Source organism: Lysinibacillus sp. NPDC056185 (assembly GCF_047737915.1).
Classification (GTDB): Bacteria; Bacillota; Bacilli; order Bacillales_A; family Planococcaceae; genus Lysinibacillus.
The window spans coordinates 38,909-54,996 of sequence record NZ_JBLLLQ010000015.1; the positions used below are offsets into that span (position 1 = coordinate 38,909).

The window sequence follows — 16,088 nt, forward strand, 5'->3', positions numbered from 1 at the left end:
CAAGGATGACCGGAAACAAAAGGTTTTTCCAAATGATAACCTTACCTGCAGCATTATTAATACTACTAGTCGGTTGTGGTGAGAGTAGCGATTATGTGGCGAAGGTTGATGGTGAAAAGATTTTACAAACAGAACTAGATGACGCATTGCGTGAACAATACGGTACAGAGGTGCTAGAGACACTAATTACCAATAAAATAGTTGAACTAGAGGCGAAGAAAGTGGGTGTTTCTGTATCCGAGGACTCTATTCAGGAAGAGTATAAGGAGTTAGCCGAGTCGTATGGTGGGGAAGAATCATTACAAGAGGCACTAGAGGTGAACGGACTGACAGAGCAGAGTGTGAAGGATAATATTCGCATATATCAACTTACCAAAAATGTAATTGCTGAAAGCATTGACATATCAGATGAGGAAGTAGCTCAATATTTTGAAAACAATAAGGATAGCTATGGACAAAAGGAAGAGATTGTAGCTAGCCATATTTTATTGGAGGATGAGGCAACAGCAAAGGATGTGCTAGCAAAAATAAAAGCTGGTGAGGATTTTTCGGAGCTAGCAAAAACATATTCAATCGATTCATCAACGAATGAGGCTGGTGGGGAAATAGGCTATATTAGTCGAGGACAGATGGATGAGAAATTTGAAGAAGCCGCATTTGGCCTTGAAAAAGGTAGCGTCAGTGATATTGTTCAAACGTCAGAAGGTTATCACATCATTAAAGTAACCGAAAAAGTACCTGCAGAAGAGGCCGTATTCGAGGATGTAAAAGATGAAGTTTATGCGACTGTGCTGGAGGATCGCATAAATGAGGAATACGCATCTTGGTTAGCTGATAAACAAGAGCAATACAAAATAGAAAAAATGTAAGGAGTGAACTATATGCCTACTCTTACCTCGTTTAATCCTAACGGTCGAAAGGAGATTAAACAGGCTATCTCCTATCCGGACTATACATTGCTAAAAACTAAGCTACAGCATGTAATGCAGCGAGATAAGCATGCTGGGATAAATGGTAAGTATTTAATTCGCAGCACATACTTTGATAATTTTGAAAACAAAGTTCTAAATGAAAAAAAAGAGGGTTATATCAATCGAGATAAATATCGAGTACGAATTTACGGTAAATCCACTACGACTATAAATTTGGAGCGAAAAAGCAAACGAAATAATTTAACCTTTAAAACGAAGTGTGCCATATCCCAAAAGGAATATGAAAAAATGCGTGGTGGGGATATTGCTTGGATGGAGGAAGACGAACGAGCGTTAATTCAAGATTTATATAAGGACATGAAGTATCACCAATTGAAACCAATGACAGTTGTCGATTACGAGCGTGAGGCTTACATCTATCCCTTTGGAAATGTGCGTGTCACATTTGATAGTAAAGTACAGTCGAGCCTACGTAATACAGATATGTTTAATCCGAAGCTACCGATGGTTGATGTACTTGAGCCAAACTTAGTTATTTTAGAAGTGAAATACGATGAGTACTTGCCGGATATTATTAAGTACTTATTACAATCAGTAGATACACGTGCTGAGGCATATTCGAAATATCAGCTTAGTCGTATGTACGTATAAAGGAGAATTAAACAATGGATACTATAAAATTTAACGATATTTTTAAATCCAGCTTTTTAGAGAAAACAACATCATTTTCATTAATAGATTCACTTTTAGGGTTAGTTGTAGCATTCTTTGTAGGCCTGTTTATTTACGCTGTATACAAGAAAACCTTTAACGGAGTAATTTACTCGCATTCCTTCAATATTTCGCTACTCATTATGACAATGGCAACAGCACTAGTGATTATGGGAATAAGTTCAAATGTGCTGTTATCGTTAGGTATGGTTGGTGCACTATCAATCGTGCGTTTCCGTACACCTATTAAAGATCCTATGGATTTAGTATATATTTTCTGGGCAATAGTTTCTGGGATTCTTTGCGGTGCAGGATTTATTCCACTTGTTATAATCGGTGCCGTTCTAATTGGTCTCGTACTACTCGTGTTAGTGAACAAAATTACTGTGGAGAATCCATATCTTTTAATTGTGAAATTTGAAGAAGATTTTGCTTGTGAGGAAGTGGAGCATATTATTGCGGCACAGTCTAAAAAATTCGCTTTAAAATCAAAATCTATTATGTCGGATGTTGAAATCGAAACAACCTATGAAATTCGTGTTAAACAAAATGATACAAAATTGATGGACAATCTTACAAAAGTACCTGGAGTAAAATCAGCAGTAATGCTTAGTTATGATGGTAATTTCACTGCTTAGTAACCACTCTAGAGGAGTTTTCTAACTATGAAGAGAGGTGCTGATAATGATTAAAACACGGGTTGTCTATATTAGTATGGCAATTCTGCTACTCCTCTTTGTTGTTGTGTCTGCAGTGCTCCCAAAAACCGGCATTGAAACAAAAAATACCGAGTTTTCCTATGAGTCTATTGTGTTTAATAAAAATAAAGTAACAACAGTAGATATTGAAATAGCCGAGGAAGATTGGGCTGACATGCTAGAAAGTGCAACAGATAAGGAGTTGAAGCAAGCTAATATCACAGTAGATGGCAAGAGAATAGAGAATGTAGCTATTCGTACAAAAGGAAGTTCATCACTGAACTCGGTTGCAAATAGCGACTCGGATCGATATAGCTTAAAAATAGATTTCGATTATTACGATGATACACAAAGCTTATACGGCTTGAAAAAATTAAATTTAAATAATAATTTCAGTGATTCAACGTTAATGCGAGAATATATTTCTTATGAGCTGATGGAACAAATGGGATTACCTACACCCGCTCATTCATATATGTATGTCACAGTGAATGGTGAGGATAGAGGTTTATTTTTAGGGGTAGAAGCCGTGGATGAAACATTCCTGGCAAATAACTACGGCTCTAATGATGGATTTTTGTTTAAGCCAGATGGGACAGGCAGTGATTTAAAATATATTAGTGATGATATTGCTGATTATACGGGAATTGGCTTAAAAACGAACGAAGGTAATGTCGATCAATCAAAATTCATTGACATGATTAAAGCTATCAATAATGGCGGCAATATCGAAAAATATATTGATGTCGATGAAATGCTGCGTTATTTTGCTATGAACACGGCAATTGTAAATCTTGATAGTTATCAGAGCAATATGAAACACAATTACTATTTGTATGAGAAGGATGGTGTGTTTTCTATCATACCTTGGGATTATAATATGTCCTTTGGGGGCTTTGGTGGAGGTGGTAGAATGGGTGGCAATATTCAAATGCCAGCCGATGCCAATATGAAAGCACCAGAAGATGCACAGACGAATGAGCAATTAGATAAACCAGACATGGAGTTTCCGAATAATGGTGTTCAACAACAGCAAGGAGAACGTCCTAATGGTGGCCTCGATAAGGGTGGAATCAATATGGGGATGGGTATGTCCGGCGATCTTATGGCAGATAGCGCTATTAACTTTAGTGTGACTACCCCAGTATCTGGTACAACATTAGAGGATAGCCCGCTATTAAATGCCTTACTCTCAAATGAAGAGTATCGTGCTAAATATGAAGGCTATTTAGAAGAGATAGCGACTAATTACTTAACAGAAGAAAACATACAAAACATTACCAAAAAATTAGCATTGTTATTAACGACGTATGTGGAAGCAGACCCTACGAAATTCTCTACAACAGAACAGTTTATAGAAGCGGTAGAAGGGGAAAAAAGTCTTCCTGAATTTGCAAAACAGCGCTCCGAATCTATTTTAAAGCAACTGTCAGGGGAACTTGTTGTGGAAGCAACAACACAAGGGAATATGGCAATGCCTAATCCAGGCGAAATGGGTGACATGAACATTCCGATGCAAAGACCAGATGACTTTGATCCGAATCAAATGCCAGAGGATTTCGATCCTTCACAAGCCCCTCCATTTAATCAAAACGGTGATAAGCAGGGAGACAGACCAAATGGTGGTGGTCCAATGCAACGACCTGACAAAAATGGAGGACCTATGTGGCCAAACCAAGGCGATGAGCAACTAAAGCAAGGAACAGTTATCGATAAAAATACAATTCTTACAGCGGCTGTTTGCTTTGTCTTGTTAATAGTTGCACTGCTCTTTGTTTTAAAATTTAATAGAAGAGGTCGTTAAAAAAATAACCATATCCAAAACTTTTGGGTATGGTTTTTGCTTTTTATCGTGCTAAAATAAAGCATTCTTTTTTGAGGAGTCTACTAATATGAATGAACAACAATTTGATAAGCTTTTGCATATTAATACGGTCGGTGAACAGTATGGGTTTCCTAAATTAGCTCACTACCATCGTTATGAGCCAACACCATATGCTGGATTAGAACAATTATTTTCTGAGTATGAGATGCCTGATAATCCAGTGTTTATCGATATTGGATGTGGAAAAGGGAGAGTCCCTATTTATGTACATGATAAATTTCATATTCCGACAATAGGGGTAGAAATGGATGCAGGTTTTTATGCAGAGGCTGAGAATAATAAAAGGAACTATCTTCAAAAAAAGAGTGCTCAATCTCCGGTATCCTTTATGCATTCAATAGCGGAGGACTATGCTATTCAACCAAGCGACACGGTTTTCTTTTTTTTTAATCCATTTTCAATCCACATTTTTCGTACGGTTATTCATAATATATGGAAGTCTTATGAACAGCATATGCGTGAAATTCATGTTATTTTATATTACCCACCATATGATTATTTACAGTTTTTACATCATGGGACGCCTTTTGAATTAATCCATGAGGTTCATCTTGAAAATGAAACAAATATTAACGAACGACTTTGTGTGTTTGCATTGAAAAAAGCTTAGAGCTGTAGAAATAACCCAGCTCTAAGCTTTTTAATAAGATTCGACTATGACAAATTTTAAAAAATCTTACTCCGATTGCGCCCTCTAAGTACTGTATTTCCCTGGGAATAAATAGTTATTGGTAATTCCAAATTAATACTTCGCCAGAACGCTTTATATTTTAGATCTTGCAATTTTCGAAAAAAGGACTTCTTTTAACGAGATTTTATCGTAAAAAATAATCAAATATGATAGTTTTATATTAAGGTTTGTTCTAAATTAATAGATAATTCTTAAATTACTAATTATACAGAAAAATCACTCTAGACTAAAAATAAAGAATGTTTTACAATGTAAAAGGTTTAATTGAATAATATATTGATTTAGTAATAGATAGTTATGAATTGTCATTTTGGTTATTTTTGTTATTGAGGAAATGCTGTGGATTGTTTATAATTATCAGAAATATCTAATATTTGAAAAAACTTAGGGGGAATAAATTATGAGAGAGAACAAAAAGCTTAAAAAGTTTGGCTCACTTCTAGTTGCATCTTCACTACTTGCAGGCGTTCTTGCTGGCTGTGGTAATGGAGATAGTTCAAGTTCAGGAGGAGGATCATCATCAGGCGGTGGCGGTTCTTCTGACGGTGATACTATTAAAATCGGTGCAAACTTAGAGCTTTCGGGTAACGTAGCTTCCTATGGTTCTTCGATTGCTCTAGGTGCAGACCTTGCGGTAAAAGAAATTAATGATAATGGCGGAATCGACGGTAAAAAAATTGACCTTATTAAAGTAGATAATAAGTCTGACAACTCAGAGGCTACTGCAGCAGCTCTTAAACTAGCAACGCAAGATAGAGTAGTAGCAATGTTAGCCCCAGCAACTTCTGGTAATACAGTTGCTACCGTTCAAATTGCGAATAAAAATAAAATCCCAATCGTTACTGGTTCTGGTACTGCTCCAAACATTACAGTGAATGATAACGGTAGCATTAATGAGTATGCATTCCGTACTTGTTTTATCGATCCATTCCAAGGGATCGTAGCAGCAAACTTTGCTACTAATGAATTAAAAGCTAAAAATGTAGCTATTTTTGCGGATAACGCATCTGATTATGCAAAAGGTTTAGCAAAATCATTTAAAGAAACAATTACAAAAAATGGTGGGAAAGTTGTAAAGGAAGAAGCGTATGTAGCGAAGGATACTGATTTCCGTACACAATTAACTAATATTAAAGGAGAGAAGCCAGACTTTATTTTTATTCCAGGATACTATGAAGAGGTAGGTATAATTGTAAAACAAGCGCGTGAATTGGGTATTGATGTACCACTGATGGGGGCTGACGGTTGGGATTCACCAACATTAGTAGAGTTAGCTGGTGCGAAAGCGCTGAATAACACGTACATCACAAACCACTACTCTGCAGAAGACCCAGATCAAAAAATTCAAGATTTCGTAAAGGCGTTTAAAGCAGCGAACAAGGATAAAGCACCAGATGCATTCAATGCACTTGGCTATGACTCAATTTACTACATTGCTGATGCTATTAAGCGTGCAGGCTCTACGGATGGGGAAGCTATTAAAAAGGCTTTAGCTGACACAAAAGATCTTTCTTTAGTAACAGGTACTTTCTCAGTTGACAAAAATCATAACCCAATTAAAACAGCAACAGTTCTTGAATTTGAAGACGGTAAACAAGTGTTCAACTCTAAAGTTAATCCTTAATGTTTTTTAGGCAAGGGGAGGCGGGGAAACACGCCTTCCTTTTTATGTTTTATCTTCATTCAGTAAAGGCTCCCACCATTGAAGGTGGTGAGATGAATACGGATATGGTTCCTTTACAGTGTCCAAACACCTAATTACGCCAAGGCGAAATTGATAGAACAAAAAAATTTTTTAAGAGGACACAATTTACTCTATTTTCAATAATAACATGTAGAAGTAAGTCCTATTTTTGCACTTTTCAAAAAATAAAAAGGAGTGAACGCTCATGGAATGGATACAGCAGCTTGTGAATGGTATTTCACTAGGTAGTATCTACGCATTAATAGCGCTGGGGTATACGATGGTATACGGGATTATTAAGCTGATTAACTTTGCCCACGGCGATGTCTTTATGATCGGGGCATTTATTGGCTTTTATGCAATTGCTAAATGGGAGCTTGGCTTCTTTCCAGCACTGTTATTGGCGATGGCAGTCTGTGCAATCTTTGGTGTTTTAATTGAACGTATTGCTTATAAGCGCTTGCGAAATGCCACACGTATTGCGGCTTTAATTACTGCAATCGGTGTATCGCTATTAATTGAATATACAACTATTTTCTTCAGAGGTGCGCAACCTGCGGCATATCCTGATGTCATTAAAAATAAATCATTTGATATTTTCGGTGTTCAAATCAGTAGTATATCAATATTAATTTTATCTGTCTCAATTGTACTGATGGTTCTTTTACAATTCATCGTACATAAAACAAAAATCGGGAAAGCGATGCGTGCGGTTTCTCATGATGCCGATGCAGCACGTTTAATGGGCATTAATGTAGATAATACAATTTCAGCAACCTTCGCAATTGGTTCAGCTTTAGCGGGTGCAGCAGGTGTTATCTTCGGGGTATATTACACAAAAATCGATCCATTAATGGGTGTTATTCCAGGGCTTAAAGCATTCATCGCGGCAGTACTTGGCGGTATTGGTATTATTCCTGGTGCCATGGTTGGCGGTATGTTGCTCGGTGTTGTGGAATCATTAGTAAGTGCACTTGGTTTCTCTCTATGGCGTGATGCAGCAGCATTCGTTATTTTAATTTTAATTTTAATCTTCAGACCATCGGGTATCTTTGGTAAAAATGCCCGTGAGAAAGTGTAGGTGAGCGGTGATTATGAAAAAGTCTAAAGTTTTCTGGGGTTATGCCGTATTAGCGCTAGTCATCTATGCAGTTGTACAGGTGCTTATTTCAACGAACTTTCTCGATATTTACTATCAGAATATGTTGATCACAATGTGTATTAACATCATGCTTGCGGTCAGCTTGCACATTGTCATTGGCATTACTGGTCAATTCTCGATAGGGCATGCAGGCTTCCTAGCGGTAGGGGCATATATTTCTGCCATCATCACAACTAAATTAATGCTTCCGTTCCCATTAGCAATTTTCTTAGGGGCACTTGCAGCAGCAGTAGCCGGTTTAATTGTAGGTATCCCGACGTTACGTTTAAAGGGGGACTATTTAGCAATTGCAACGCTTGGTTTTGCGGAAATTATTCGTATTATCTTTTTAAATACGGATTATGTTGGTGGCGCAGCAGGGATGCAGGTTGAATATTTATCGAATTGGACTTATGCATTCATAGGTGTTGTTCTAACAATTTTAGTAATCTCGAACTTTACGAACTCTCGTCATGGACGCGCATGTATTTCGATTCGCGAGGACGAAATTGCGGCAGATGCAATGGGTATTAACACAACTTACTATAAAGTTGTAGCTTTCGCAATTGGTTCCTTCTTCGCCGGTCTTGCAGGGGCCATCTTTGCACATAATTTTTACATTATTCAACCGACAACTTTCGGTTTCTTAAAATCATTTGATATTTTAATCTATGTAGTTCTTGGTGGCTTAGGAAGTCTTTCAGGATCTGTCATAGCTGCGGTTTTCTTAACAGTCGTCTCAGCATATCTAGCAAACTTCCCAGAAACACGTATGATTATTTACAGTTTAGTATTAATAGTCGTAATGCTGTACCGTCCAACAGGTTTGATGGGAACAAAAGAAGTTACGGATTTATTTAAGTTTGGTAAAAAAGGAGGTACAAAATAATGACTGGGAACCTTCTTATCAATGTTGAAAACATGGGCATTCAATTCGGTGGTTTAAAGGCGGTACAGGGCGTTAATATGTACCTACATCAAGGAGAACTAGTAGGTCTTATAGGGCCTAACGGTGCTGGTAAAACAACGAGCTTTAACATGCTTACTGGGGTGTATAAGCCAACTGAGGGCACGATTACATTTGACAGTGTAAAGTTAAATGGGCTTGCACCATATCAAGTAACACAAAAAGGTATTAGCCGTACATTCCAAAATATTCGTTTATTTAAAGAGCTATCTGTTTTAGATAATGTTAAGGTAGCGAACCATTCACTTGCAAAGCATTCCATGTGGTCTTCCATTTTCCGCTTGCCGAATCATTTTAAAGGTGAGGCAGAAATGGAGCATCAATCTATTGAATTTCTAAAAATCTTTGGCTTAGATGTTTATAAGGATGAGCTTGCGAAAAATTTACCTTATGGAATGCAGCGCCGTTTAGAAATTGCTCGTGCTCTAGCTGCGAAACCTAAGCTACTTTTACTAGATGAGCCTGCAGCAGGGATGAACCCGCAGGAGACGCATGATTTAATGGAATTAATAGCGTTTATTCGTAAAGAATTTGGCTTAACAATTCTTTTAATTGAGCATGATATGAGCTTAGTTATGGGGATTTGTGAACGTATATACGTGCTCGATCACGGTCAATTAATCGCTGATGGGACACCAGAAGAAATTCGCAATAATCCAAAGGTAATTGAAGCTTACCTTGGCGAGGAGGTTATCAGCTAATGCTAAAAGTACAAAATATAGATGTATTTTACGGTAACATTCAAGCATTAAAGGGCCTCTCTTTAGAAGTAAATGAGGGTGAAATTGTAACGTTAATCGGTGCAAATGGTGCTGGTAAAAGTACATTATTAAAAACATTGTCAGGCTTATTAAAACCAAAGGGTGGCATCATTGAATATGAAGGCTTCTCTATCGCAGGGAAAGCTGCACAGACAATTGTAAAATCAGGCATTTCACATGTTCCAGAGGGGCGCCGTGTTTTTGCCAATATGTCCGTTGAAGAAAACTTAGAGCTTGGAGCATATCTCCGTAACGATAAAGCAGGCATCAAAAAAGATCTAGAGCATGTGTATGAATTATTCCCACGTCTTTTGGAGCGCCGTAAACAGCAATCAGGTACATTATCTGGTGGTGAGCAACAGATGCTAGCGATGGGGCGTGCATTAATGGCAAAACCGAAGTTGTTATTAATGGATGAGCCTTCAATGGGACTTGCGCCACTCATGGTAAAAAATATTTTTAATATTATTGAGCAAGTTAACAAAGAAGGTACAACCGTATTACTTGTTGAGCAAAATGCCAATATGGCTTTATCAGTAGCAAATCGTGCGTACGTACTTGAAACAGGACGTATAGTATTATCAGGTACAGCAAAAGAGCTTCAAGAGAGTGAACAAGTAAAGGCTGCTTATTTAGGTGGTTTATAGAGGGAGAAGACGTCTCAATTTTCGAGGCGTCTTTTTTATGAGCGAAGGGAGTAAAAAAGACGGATAGATCAGTTAAAGTGAAGGATAGAAAGGCTAAGGCGACGGAAAGAAGGGGCAAAACGACGGATGGAATGATCAAAGTGACGGAAAGAAGTCAAAGCGACGGATGGAAAGACTAGAGCGACGGATAGAAAAGCCAAGGCGACGGAAAGAAAGGGCAAAGCGACGGATGGAATGATCAAAGCGATGGAAAGAATTCAAAGCGACGGATAGAAAGGCTAGAACGACGGATAGAACAGTCAAGGTGACGGAAAGAAAGGGCAAAACGACGGAAGGAATGATCAAAGTGACGGAAAGAAGTCAAAGCGACGGATAGAAAGGCTAGAACGACGGATAGAACAGTCAAGGTGACGGATAGAAAGGGCAAAACGACGGATGGAATGATCAAAGTGACGGAAAGAATTCAAAGCGACGGATAGAAAGGCTAGAACGACGGATAGAACAGTCAAGGTGACGGATAGAAAGGGCAAAACGACGGATGGAATGATCAAAGTGACAGAAAGAATTCAAAGCGACGGATAGAAAGGCTAGAACGACGGAAAGAAAAGCCAAGGTGACGGAAAGAAAGGGCAAAGCGACGGATGGAATGATCAAAGCGACAGAAAGAAGTCAAAGCGACGGATAGAAAGGCTAGAGCGACGGATAGAGCGGTCAAGGTGACGGAAAGAAGGGGCAAAACGACGGAAAGAAGGGGCAAAACGACGGATGGAATGATCAAAGTGACGGAAAGAAGTCAAAGCGACGGATGGAAAGACTAGAGCGACGGAAAGAAAGGGCGAAGCGACGGATGGAATGATCAAAGCGACGGAAAGAAGTCAAAGCGACGGATGGAAAGACTAGAGCGACGGAAAGAGCAGCCAAGGTGACGGAAAGAAAGGGCAAAGCGACAGAAAGAACGGCCAAATCGAAGTAGAATGATCAAATCGACGAAATAGGAGTAGCATTCGTCGTTTATTATTTGGTAATGTGGACGAAAGGAGTGATGTTTTATGAAGTATTCAGCACAATATTTTATTGAGAAATTAAATTTAGCAGAGCATCCTGAGGGGGGGTATTACATATCCTCGTTTCGAGCAGCTGAGGATATGGCTGTAAGAGATGTACAGAGACCAATTTATACGAGTATTTATTTCTTACTTCGTTCACAGGATATATCGCATTTGCATCGTTTAAAATCGGACGAGCTTTGGTATTATCATGCTGGCAGTCCGCTAACAGTCCATATGATTTTCCCAGATGGTACATATGAGGCGAAGAAGCTTGGATTAAATGTTGAGGCAGGGGAGGTACCACAAATAGCAGTACCGAAAAATACTATATTTGGCTCATCCGTAGAGGATGCAGATGCATTTAGTTTAGTAGGCTGTATGGTTGCACCAGGCTTTGATTTTGAAGACTTCGAATTATTTACACAAGAAGAGCTTTTAGCCGACTATCCACAGCACGAGGAAGTTATCCGAAAAATGGCTTACACGAAAATTTAACTTATTTCAGCATGCTGAAATAAGTTAAAGCCTCCGGGTACTATTATGCCAAGGCATAATTGATTAGAATAAAAGTAGCCGTCTCAAAAGTAGTTGAGACGGCGCTTCCTATTTACCACAAAATAGTTTCAGGATATTTAGCTTTAATTTCGATTTCATGTAACGATTTTTTTGTAGTAATCGCCGCTTCCATGAGTTGTGATTTTAGCATTACATATTCATCGTCTTCTAACATTAATCGGAGAGCAAATGCTGCTAAATGAGCTTTACGTTCCTCCAAGCTTAATTGAATATACTCTAAGTTCAAAACATCGACGTACTGTGTTGCATAACGGAATGTTAATGGACTTTTAGTGTGCAGCATTCTTAAAAATACTAAGTATTCTTCTTCATTAAGCTCCTGCTCTAAACAATTAGCAACCGCTGCCTGGAATTTACGAATGGCGGCAACGTCAATACTCCAATCAGAAGAATCAATTAGCTCCTGATGTAGGCGAATGAAATCGTTTAAAGCGATAGAAGTAAAGATCAGCTCTGGCCAAAGAATCTCTGCTGCGAAATAAACATTTTTGTTTGGGAAAATTAGTTCATGCTGTGTCAAAACACTTTTATTGAGTCCATTGCTAACAAACTCAAGCTGATGCTCCCCCTTGGCGGCTTGGCGTAGATTATAACAAACACTAAGAATGCGAAGGCGCGCTCCTTGATAATCATAATACTTGTTTTCATCACCAGTTATTTTGTAAATAGCATTAATAAGCTCATCTAAATCCCAAAAATCCCCGCTAACACGTGCTCCAGTTAACTGCACAGTACTTTGAATTGACAGCATAGTTCTATCCCCTTAAAGTGCTTTATTTTGGTGTGTATTTAAGTAGTCTGAATAGTTCTGTCCGTTCTTTATCTGTTAAATCACGCCACTGTCCAACTTTTAAATTGCCAAGTTTAATATTCATAATACGAATGCGTTGTAGGCGCTTAACGGAGTAGCCAAGTGCTGAACACATACGACGTATTTGACGATTTAAACCTTGCTCTAAAATGATTTTAAAGACTTTATCAGATATTTTTTCAACATAACAAGGTAGGGTTGTAGTATCTAAAATATCTACACCTGCTCCCATTTTTTTGATGAATTGCTCCGTAATAGGTTGATCGACTTGTACGATATATTCTTTTTCGTGATGGTTTTCGGCACGTAAAATTTTATTGACGATGTCACCATCATTTGTCAGTAATAATAGCCCTTCTGACTCTTTATCTAGTCGTCCAATATGGAAAATGCGAAGAGGGTGATTAACAAAATCAACGACATTTCCTTTTATATGACGTTCCGTTGTACTTGTAATTCCTACTGGTTTGTTTAAGGCAATATATACGAGCTGTTCTTCTTTCTTTACCTCTTTTCCATCAACACAAACCAGATCACCAGCTTCTACTTGACTACCGACTGTAGCAAGTTCACCATTAATTGTTACTTTACCTTCTTCTACCCATTTATCCGCACCGCGACGAGATACGATGCCTGTTTCACTCAAATATTTATTAATGCGCATACTGTTCTCCTATACATTTATATTATTTTTAAGTATACATTATAGTTGGTCACACCGTGAATCCTAGAAGCTTTTCTACCAAATATAACTCACTCCAGGAAAACAATTTTCGTGGGCAACCCCGTCGCTCATACTTCGTTCCTTATGCTTTCATACCAGCCTATTTTCTTATTCAATAAAAAGATTTTAATATTAATCTAAAAAAAATTAAAAAAGTTGAAATTATTTTTCGTTTCTGACAATATACTGTGTAAGAGGGTATCTATGAAAATATTGTTATTTCGATGAAAAATGACGATATTTGTAGATTATTTTCTCATTATTTTGTGTAAAGGGGAGAAGTAAAATGGTTTATGCATTTCCAAACACTGAAGGATCGGTAGTTCAATTCAAAGAGAAATATGATAATTACATTGGTGGAGAATGGACACCCCCAGTGAAAGGACAATACTTTGACAATGTTACACCTGTTACTGGACAAGTTTTTACACAAGTAGCTCGTTCTACTGCTGAGGATATTGAACTTGCACTTGATGCAGCACATGCCGCAAAAGATGCATGGGGGAAAACATCCGCAACAGAGCGTGCAAACATTTTACTTAAAATTGCGGACCGCATAGAACAAAACTTAGAAAAGCTAGCCGTTGCCGAAACATGGGATAACGGAAAAGCGGTACGTGAAACATTAAATGCAGATATCCCTCTTGCAATTGATCATTTCCGTTATTTTGCGGGAGCTTTACGTGCACAAGAAGGCGCAGTAAGCCAAATCGATAATGATACTGTCGCTTATCATTTCCATGAGCCAATTGGGGTAGTAGGTCAAATTATCCCTTGGAACTTCCCGTTATTAATGGCTGTTTGGAAGCTAGCACCTGCACTTGCAGCTGGAAACTGTGTAGTGTTAAAACCTGCAGAGCAAACACCAACTTCGATTATGGTGCTCGTTGAATTAATAGAAGATTTATTGCCATCAGGTGTACTAAATGTTGTCAATGGCTTTGGCTTAGAGGCAGGGAAGCCGCTGGCATCGAATCCACGCATCGGTAAAATTGCCTTTACTGGTGAGACAACGACAGGTCGCTTAATTATGCAATATGCTTCACAAAATCTTATTCCCGTTACATTAGAATTGGGCGGCAAATCGCCAAACATCTTCTTTGAGGATATTATGGACGAAGATGATGCCTTTTTAGATAAAGCAGTTGAAGGCTTTGTATTATTCGCATTAAACCAAGGTGAAGTATGTACATGTCCTTCTCGTGCATTAATACAAGAATCTATTTACGATAAATTTATGGAGCGTGTCCTACAGCGTGTTGAAGCGATTAAAGTTGGGAATCCACTTGATCCGAATACGATGATGGGTGCGCAAGCTTCAAGTGAGCAAATGGAAAAAATCCTTTCTTACTTAGATATTGGTAAGCAAGAAGGTGCCGAATGTCTAATTGGAGGAGAGAAAAATAATGTAGGATCAGGCTTTGAAAATGGTTACTACATTAAGCCAACTGTCTTCAAAGGACACAATAAAATGCGTATTTTCCAAGAAGAAATTTTCGGACCAGTTGTTGCTGTAACAACATTCAAAACAAAAGAAGAAGCGTTAGAAATTGCGAATGACACATTATATGGTTTAGGTGCAGGTGTATGGACACGTGATATGAATACAGCTTATCGCTTCGGTCGAGGTATTCAAGCAGGACGTGTTTGGACAAACTGCTACCATGCTTACCCTGCACATGCAGCGTTCGGTGGCTATAAAATGTCGGGTGTTGGTCGTGAAAACCATAAGATGATGTTAGCTCACTACCAACAAACGAAAAACCTATTAGTTAGCTATAGTGAAAACAAACTTGGTTTCTTCTAATCAATAAGGAGGTGCATGAGCGTGGTTGAGCGTGTTATAGCAACAGAAGAAGCGCTAGCACTAATCGAATTATTGAAAGAAAAGCATGGTCCCGTTATATTTCATCAATCAGGTGGATGCTGCGACGGCTCTTCGCCAATGTGTTATCCAGAGGGCGACTTACTATTAGGTGATCAAGATGTTTGCCTAGGAGAGATTGGTGGTGCTCCCTTCTATATGCATAAAAATCAATATGACTATTGGAAGCATACACAAATAATCTTGGACGTTGTCGATGGTAGAGGCGGTATGTTTTCACTTGAAGGCGTTGAAGGTAAACGATTCTTAACAAGATCAAGAGCCTTTTCAACAGAGGAGTTAAAGGAATTAGGGTTAATTTAAAGCTTTAGTGACAGCGGCAAAAAGTATTGCCGCTGTTTTTTTATGTTAATTTTTCTGGGAGAATGTGTGTAAGGCTATATTTCTTGGAGAGTTGCGTAATCTCAAAAATAAGCGTAATCGATCTACTTTCTATTGGTCATTTCAAACAGTGTTAGCCCCTCCATTCAATTTTAATTATTTCCATTAACCTACTCGTATTGAGTAACACATAAATTCCGTTAACGCTTTATAGGTTAATTGTTGCAAAATGGGGATTCGCTACTAAAAGGTGGGTATGACATTTGTAAAAACGTATACCATGTATAAATGTTGATCTTCGTTACGGCTGGGCGACTCCTTGGGGATCAGCAATAGAGGAACGAAGGCTAAAACCATCACGTCCTGTGATAACGCCTTCGTGACCAGCATCGGTGCTGTTGCCGCTGCCGCTACGCTTTCGCGCAGATAAAACCCTTTTGCTATCACTTCGTTGCACTACGTTTTCGCACAGAATGAAACCCTTTTGCTGACGCTGCGTTAGCACTACGCTTTCGCGCAAAAAACATCTGCTGGCCGGAGACCCTGGAGCGAAGCGGCTCATCGGACGCCCCCAGGAAGCTCTGCTCTGCGCGAAAGCAAAGCGG

The 16,088-nt window shown here is 38.6% G+C and carries 19 protein-coding genes; 13 read left to right on the top strand and 6 right to left on the bottom strand.

The window, feature by feature from the left end:
• The first annotated feature begins 5 nt into the window (after positions 1-5).
• The 10 genes from ACMZ42_RS15160 (at position 6) to ACMZ42_RS15205 (ending at position 10,117) form a co-directional block, all read left to right on the top strand.
• Entirely contained in the window at positions 6-869 is an 864-nt protein-coding gene (locus ACMZ42_RS15160) for a peptidylprolyl isomerase (protein ID WP_370077804.1), read from the top strand.
• Between the two features lie 12 nt (positions 870-881).
• Positions 882-1,583: a polyphosphate polymerase domain-containing protein gene (locus ACMZ42_RS15165; protein ID WP_415731946.1), complete on the top strand. Its 702-nt coding sequence runs from the start codon at positions 882-884 to the stop codon at positions 1,581-1,583.
• Between the two features lie 14 nt (positions 1,584-1,597).
• Entirely contained in the window at positions 1,598-2,281 is a 684-nt protein-coding gene (locus tag ACMZ42_RS15170) for a DUF4956 domain-containing protein (RefSeq protein ID WP_370077800.1), read from the top strand.
• 46 nt (positions 2,282-2,327) lie between these two features.
• Complete coding sequence (locus ACMZ42_RS15175; protein ID WP_415731947.1) at positions 2,328-4,145, top strand: CotH kinase family protein; 1,818 nt, start codon at positions 2,328-2,330, stop codon at positions 4,143-4,145.
• A gap of 88 nt (positions 4,146-4,233) precedes the next feature.
• Positions 4,234-4,836 (top strand): class I SAM-dependent methyltransferase, encoded by a 603-nt coding sequence (locus ACMZ42_RS15180; protein WP_370077796.1) that lies wholly within the window; start codon positions 4,234-4,236, stop codon positions 4,834-4,836.
• 481 nt (positions 4,837-5,317) lie between these two features.
• Complete coding sequence (locus ACMZ42_RS15185; protein WP_370077794.1) at positions 5,318-6,541, top strand: ABC transporter substrate-binding protein; 1,224 nt, start codon at positions 5,318-5,320, stop codon at positions 6,539-6,541.
• Positions 6,542-6,806: 265 nt separating this feature from the next.
• Positions 6,807-7,682 carry a branched-chain amino acid ABC transporter permease gene (locus ACMZ42_RS15190; protein ID WP_370077792.1) on the top strand — a complete coding sequence of 292 codons (876 nt, stop codon included), beginning with the start codon at positions 6,807-6,809 and terminating at the stop codon, positions 7,680-7,682.
• A gap of 13 nt (positions 7,683-7,695) precedes the next feature.
• Positions 7,696-8,631: a branched-chain amino acid ABC transporter permease gene (locus tag ACMZ42_RS15195; RefSeq protein ID WP_142509935.1), complete on the top strand. Its 936-nt coding sequence runs from the start codon at positions 7,696-7,698 to the stop codon at positions 8,629-8,631.
• Positions 8,631-9,410: an ABC transporter ATP-binding protein gene (locus tag ACMZ42_RS15200; protein ID WP_370077790.1), complete on the top strand. Its 780-nt coding sequence runs from the start codon at positions 8,631-8,633 to the stop codon at positions 9,408-9,410. The genes ACMZ42_RS15195 and ACMZ42_RS15200 overlap by 1 nt, the downstream gene beginning before the upstream one ends.
• Entirely contained in the window at positions 9,410-10,117 is a 708-nt protein-coding gene (locus tag ACMZ42_RS15205; RefSeq protein ID WP_248717509.1) for an ABC transporter ATP-binding protein, read from the top strand. Before ACMZ42_RS15200 ends, ACMZ42_RS15205 begins: the two co-directional genes overlap by 1 nt.
• A 135-nt stretch (positions 10,118-10,252) precedes the next feature.
• On the opposite strand, the gene ACMZ42_RS15210 is transcribed toward ACMZ42_RS15205, so the two are convergent.
• Genes ACMZ42_RS15210 through ACMZ42_RS15225 form a run of 4 tightly spaced genes read right to left on the bottom strand, consistent with a single transcriptional unit; the run spans position 10,253 to position 11,080 of the window.
• Complete coding sequence (locus ACMZ42_RS15210; RefSeq protein WP_415731948.1) at positions 10,253-10,462, bottom strand: hypothetical protein; 210 nt, start codon at positions 10,460-10,462, stop codon at positions 10,253-10,255.
• Complete coding sequence (locus tag ACMZ42_RS15215; RefSeq protein WP_415731949.1) at positions 10,459-10,668, bottom strand: hypothetical protein; 210 nt, start codon at positions 10,666-10,668, stop codon at positions 10,459-10,461. Before ACMZ42_RS15215 ends, ACMZ42_RS15210 begins: the two co-directional genes overlap by 4 nt.
• Complete coding sequence (locus ACMZ42_RS15220) at positions 10,665-10,895, bottom strand: hypothetical protein (RefSeq protein WP_415731950.1); 231 nt, start codon at positions 10,893-10,895, stop codon at positions 10,665-10,667. Before ACMZ42_RS15220 ends, ACMZ42_RS15215 begins: the two co-directional genes overlap by 4 nt.
• Complete coding sequence (locus ACMZ42_RS15225; protein WP_415731951.1) at positions 10,892-11,080, bottom strand: hypothetical protein; 189 nt, start codon at positions 11,078-11,080, stop codon at positions 10,892-10,894. Before ACMZ42_RS15225 ends, ACMZ42_RS15220 begins: the two co-directional genes overlap by 4 nt.
• A gap of 86 nt (positions 11,081-11,166) precedes the next feature.
• Between ACMZ42_RS15225 and ACMZ42_RS15230 the strand changes: the two genes are divergently transcribed.
• On the top strand, positions 11,167-11,661 hold the full coding sequence (locus ACMZ42_RS15230) for a cupin domain-containing protein (RefSeq protein WP_370077786.1): 495 nt from the start codon (positions 11,167-11,169) through the stop codon (positions 11,659-11,661).
• A gap of 112 nt (positions 11,662-11,773) precedes the next feature.
• Here the strand turns inward: ACMZ42_RS15230 and ACMZ42_RS15235 are convergent, their stop codons facing one another.
• On the bottom strand, positions 11,774-12,493 hold the full coding sequence (locus ACMZ42_RS15235; RefSeq protein WP_415731952.1) for a DUF6904 family protein: 720 nt from the start codon (positions 12,491-12,493) through the stop codon (positions 11,774-11,776).
• A 22-nt stretch (positions 12,494-12,515) separates the two neighbouring features.
• Complete coding sequence (gene rluF, locus ACMZ42_RS15240) at positions 12,516-13,217, bottom strand: 23S rRNA pseudouridine(2604) synthase RluF (protein ID WP_370077784.1); 702 nt, start codon at positions 13,215-13,217, stop codon at positions 12,516-12,518.
• Between the two features lie 346 nt (positions 13,218-13,563).
• On the opposite strand from rluF, the gene adh reads away from it, so the two are divergent.
• Complete coding sequence (gene adh, locus ACMZ42_RS15245; protein ID WP_370077783.1) at positions 13,564-15,084, top strand: aldehyde dehydrogenase; 1,521 nt, start codon at positions 13,564-13,566, stop codon at positions 15,082-15,084.
• Between the two features lie 21 nt (positions 15,085-15,105).
• Complete coding sequence (locus ACMZ42_RS15250; protein WP_053482849.1) at positions 15,106-15,465, top strand: DUF779 domain-containing protein; 360 nt, start codon at positions 15,106-15,108, stop codon at positions 15,463-15,465.
• Positions 15,466-16,088 lie beyond the last annotated feature (623 nt).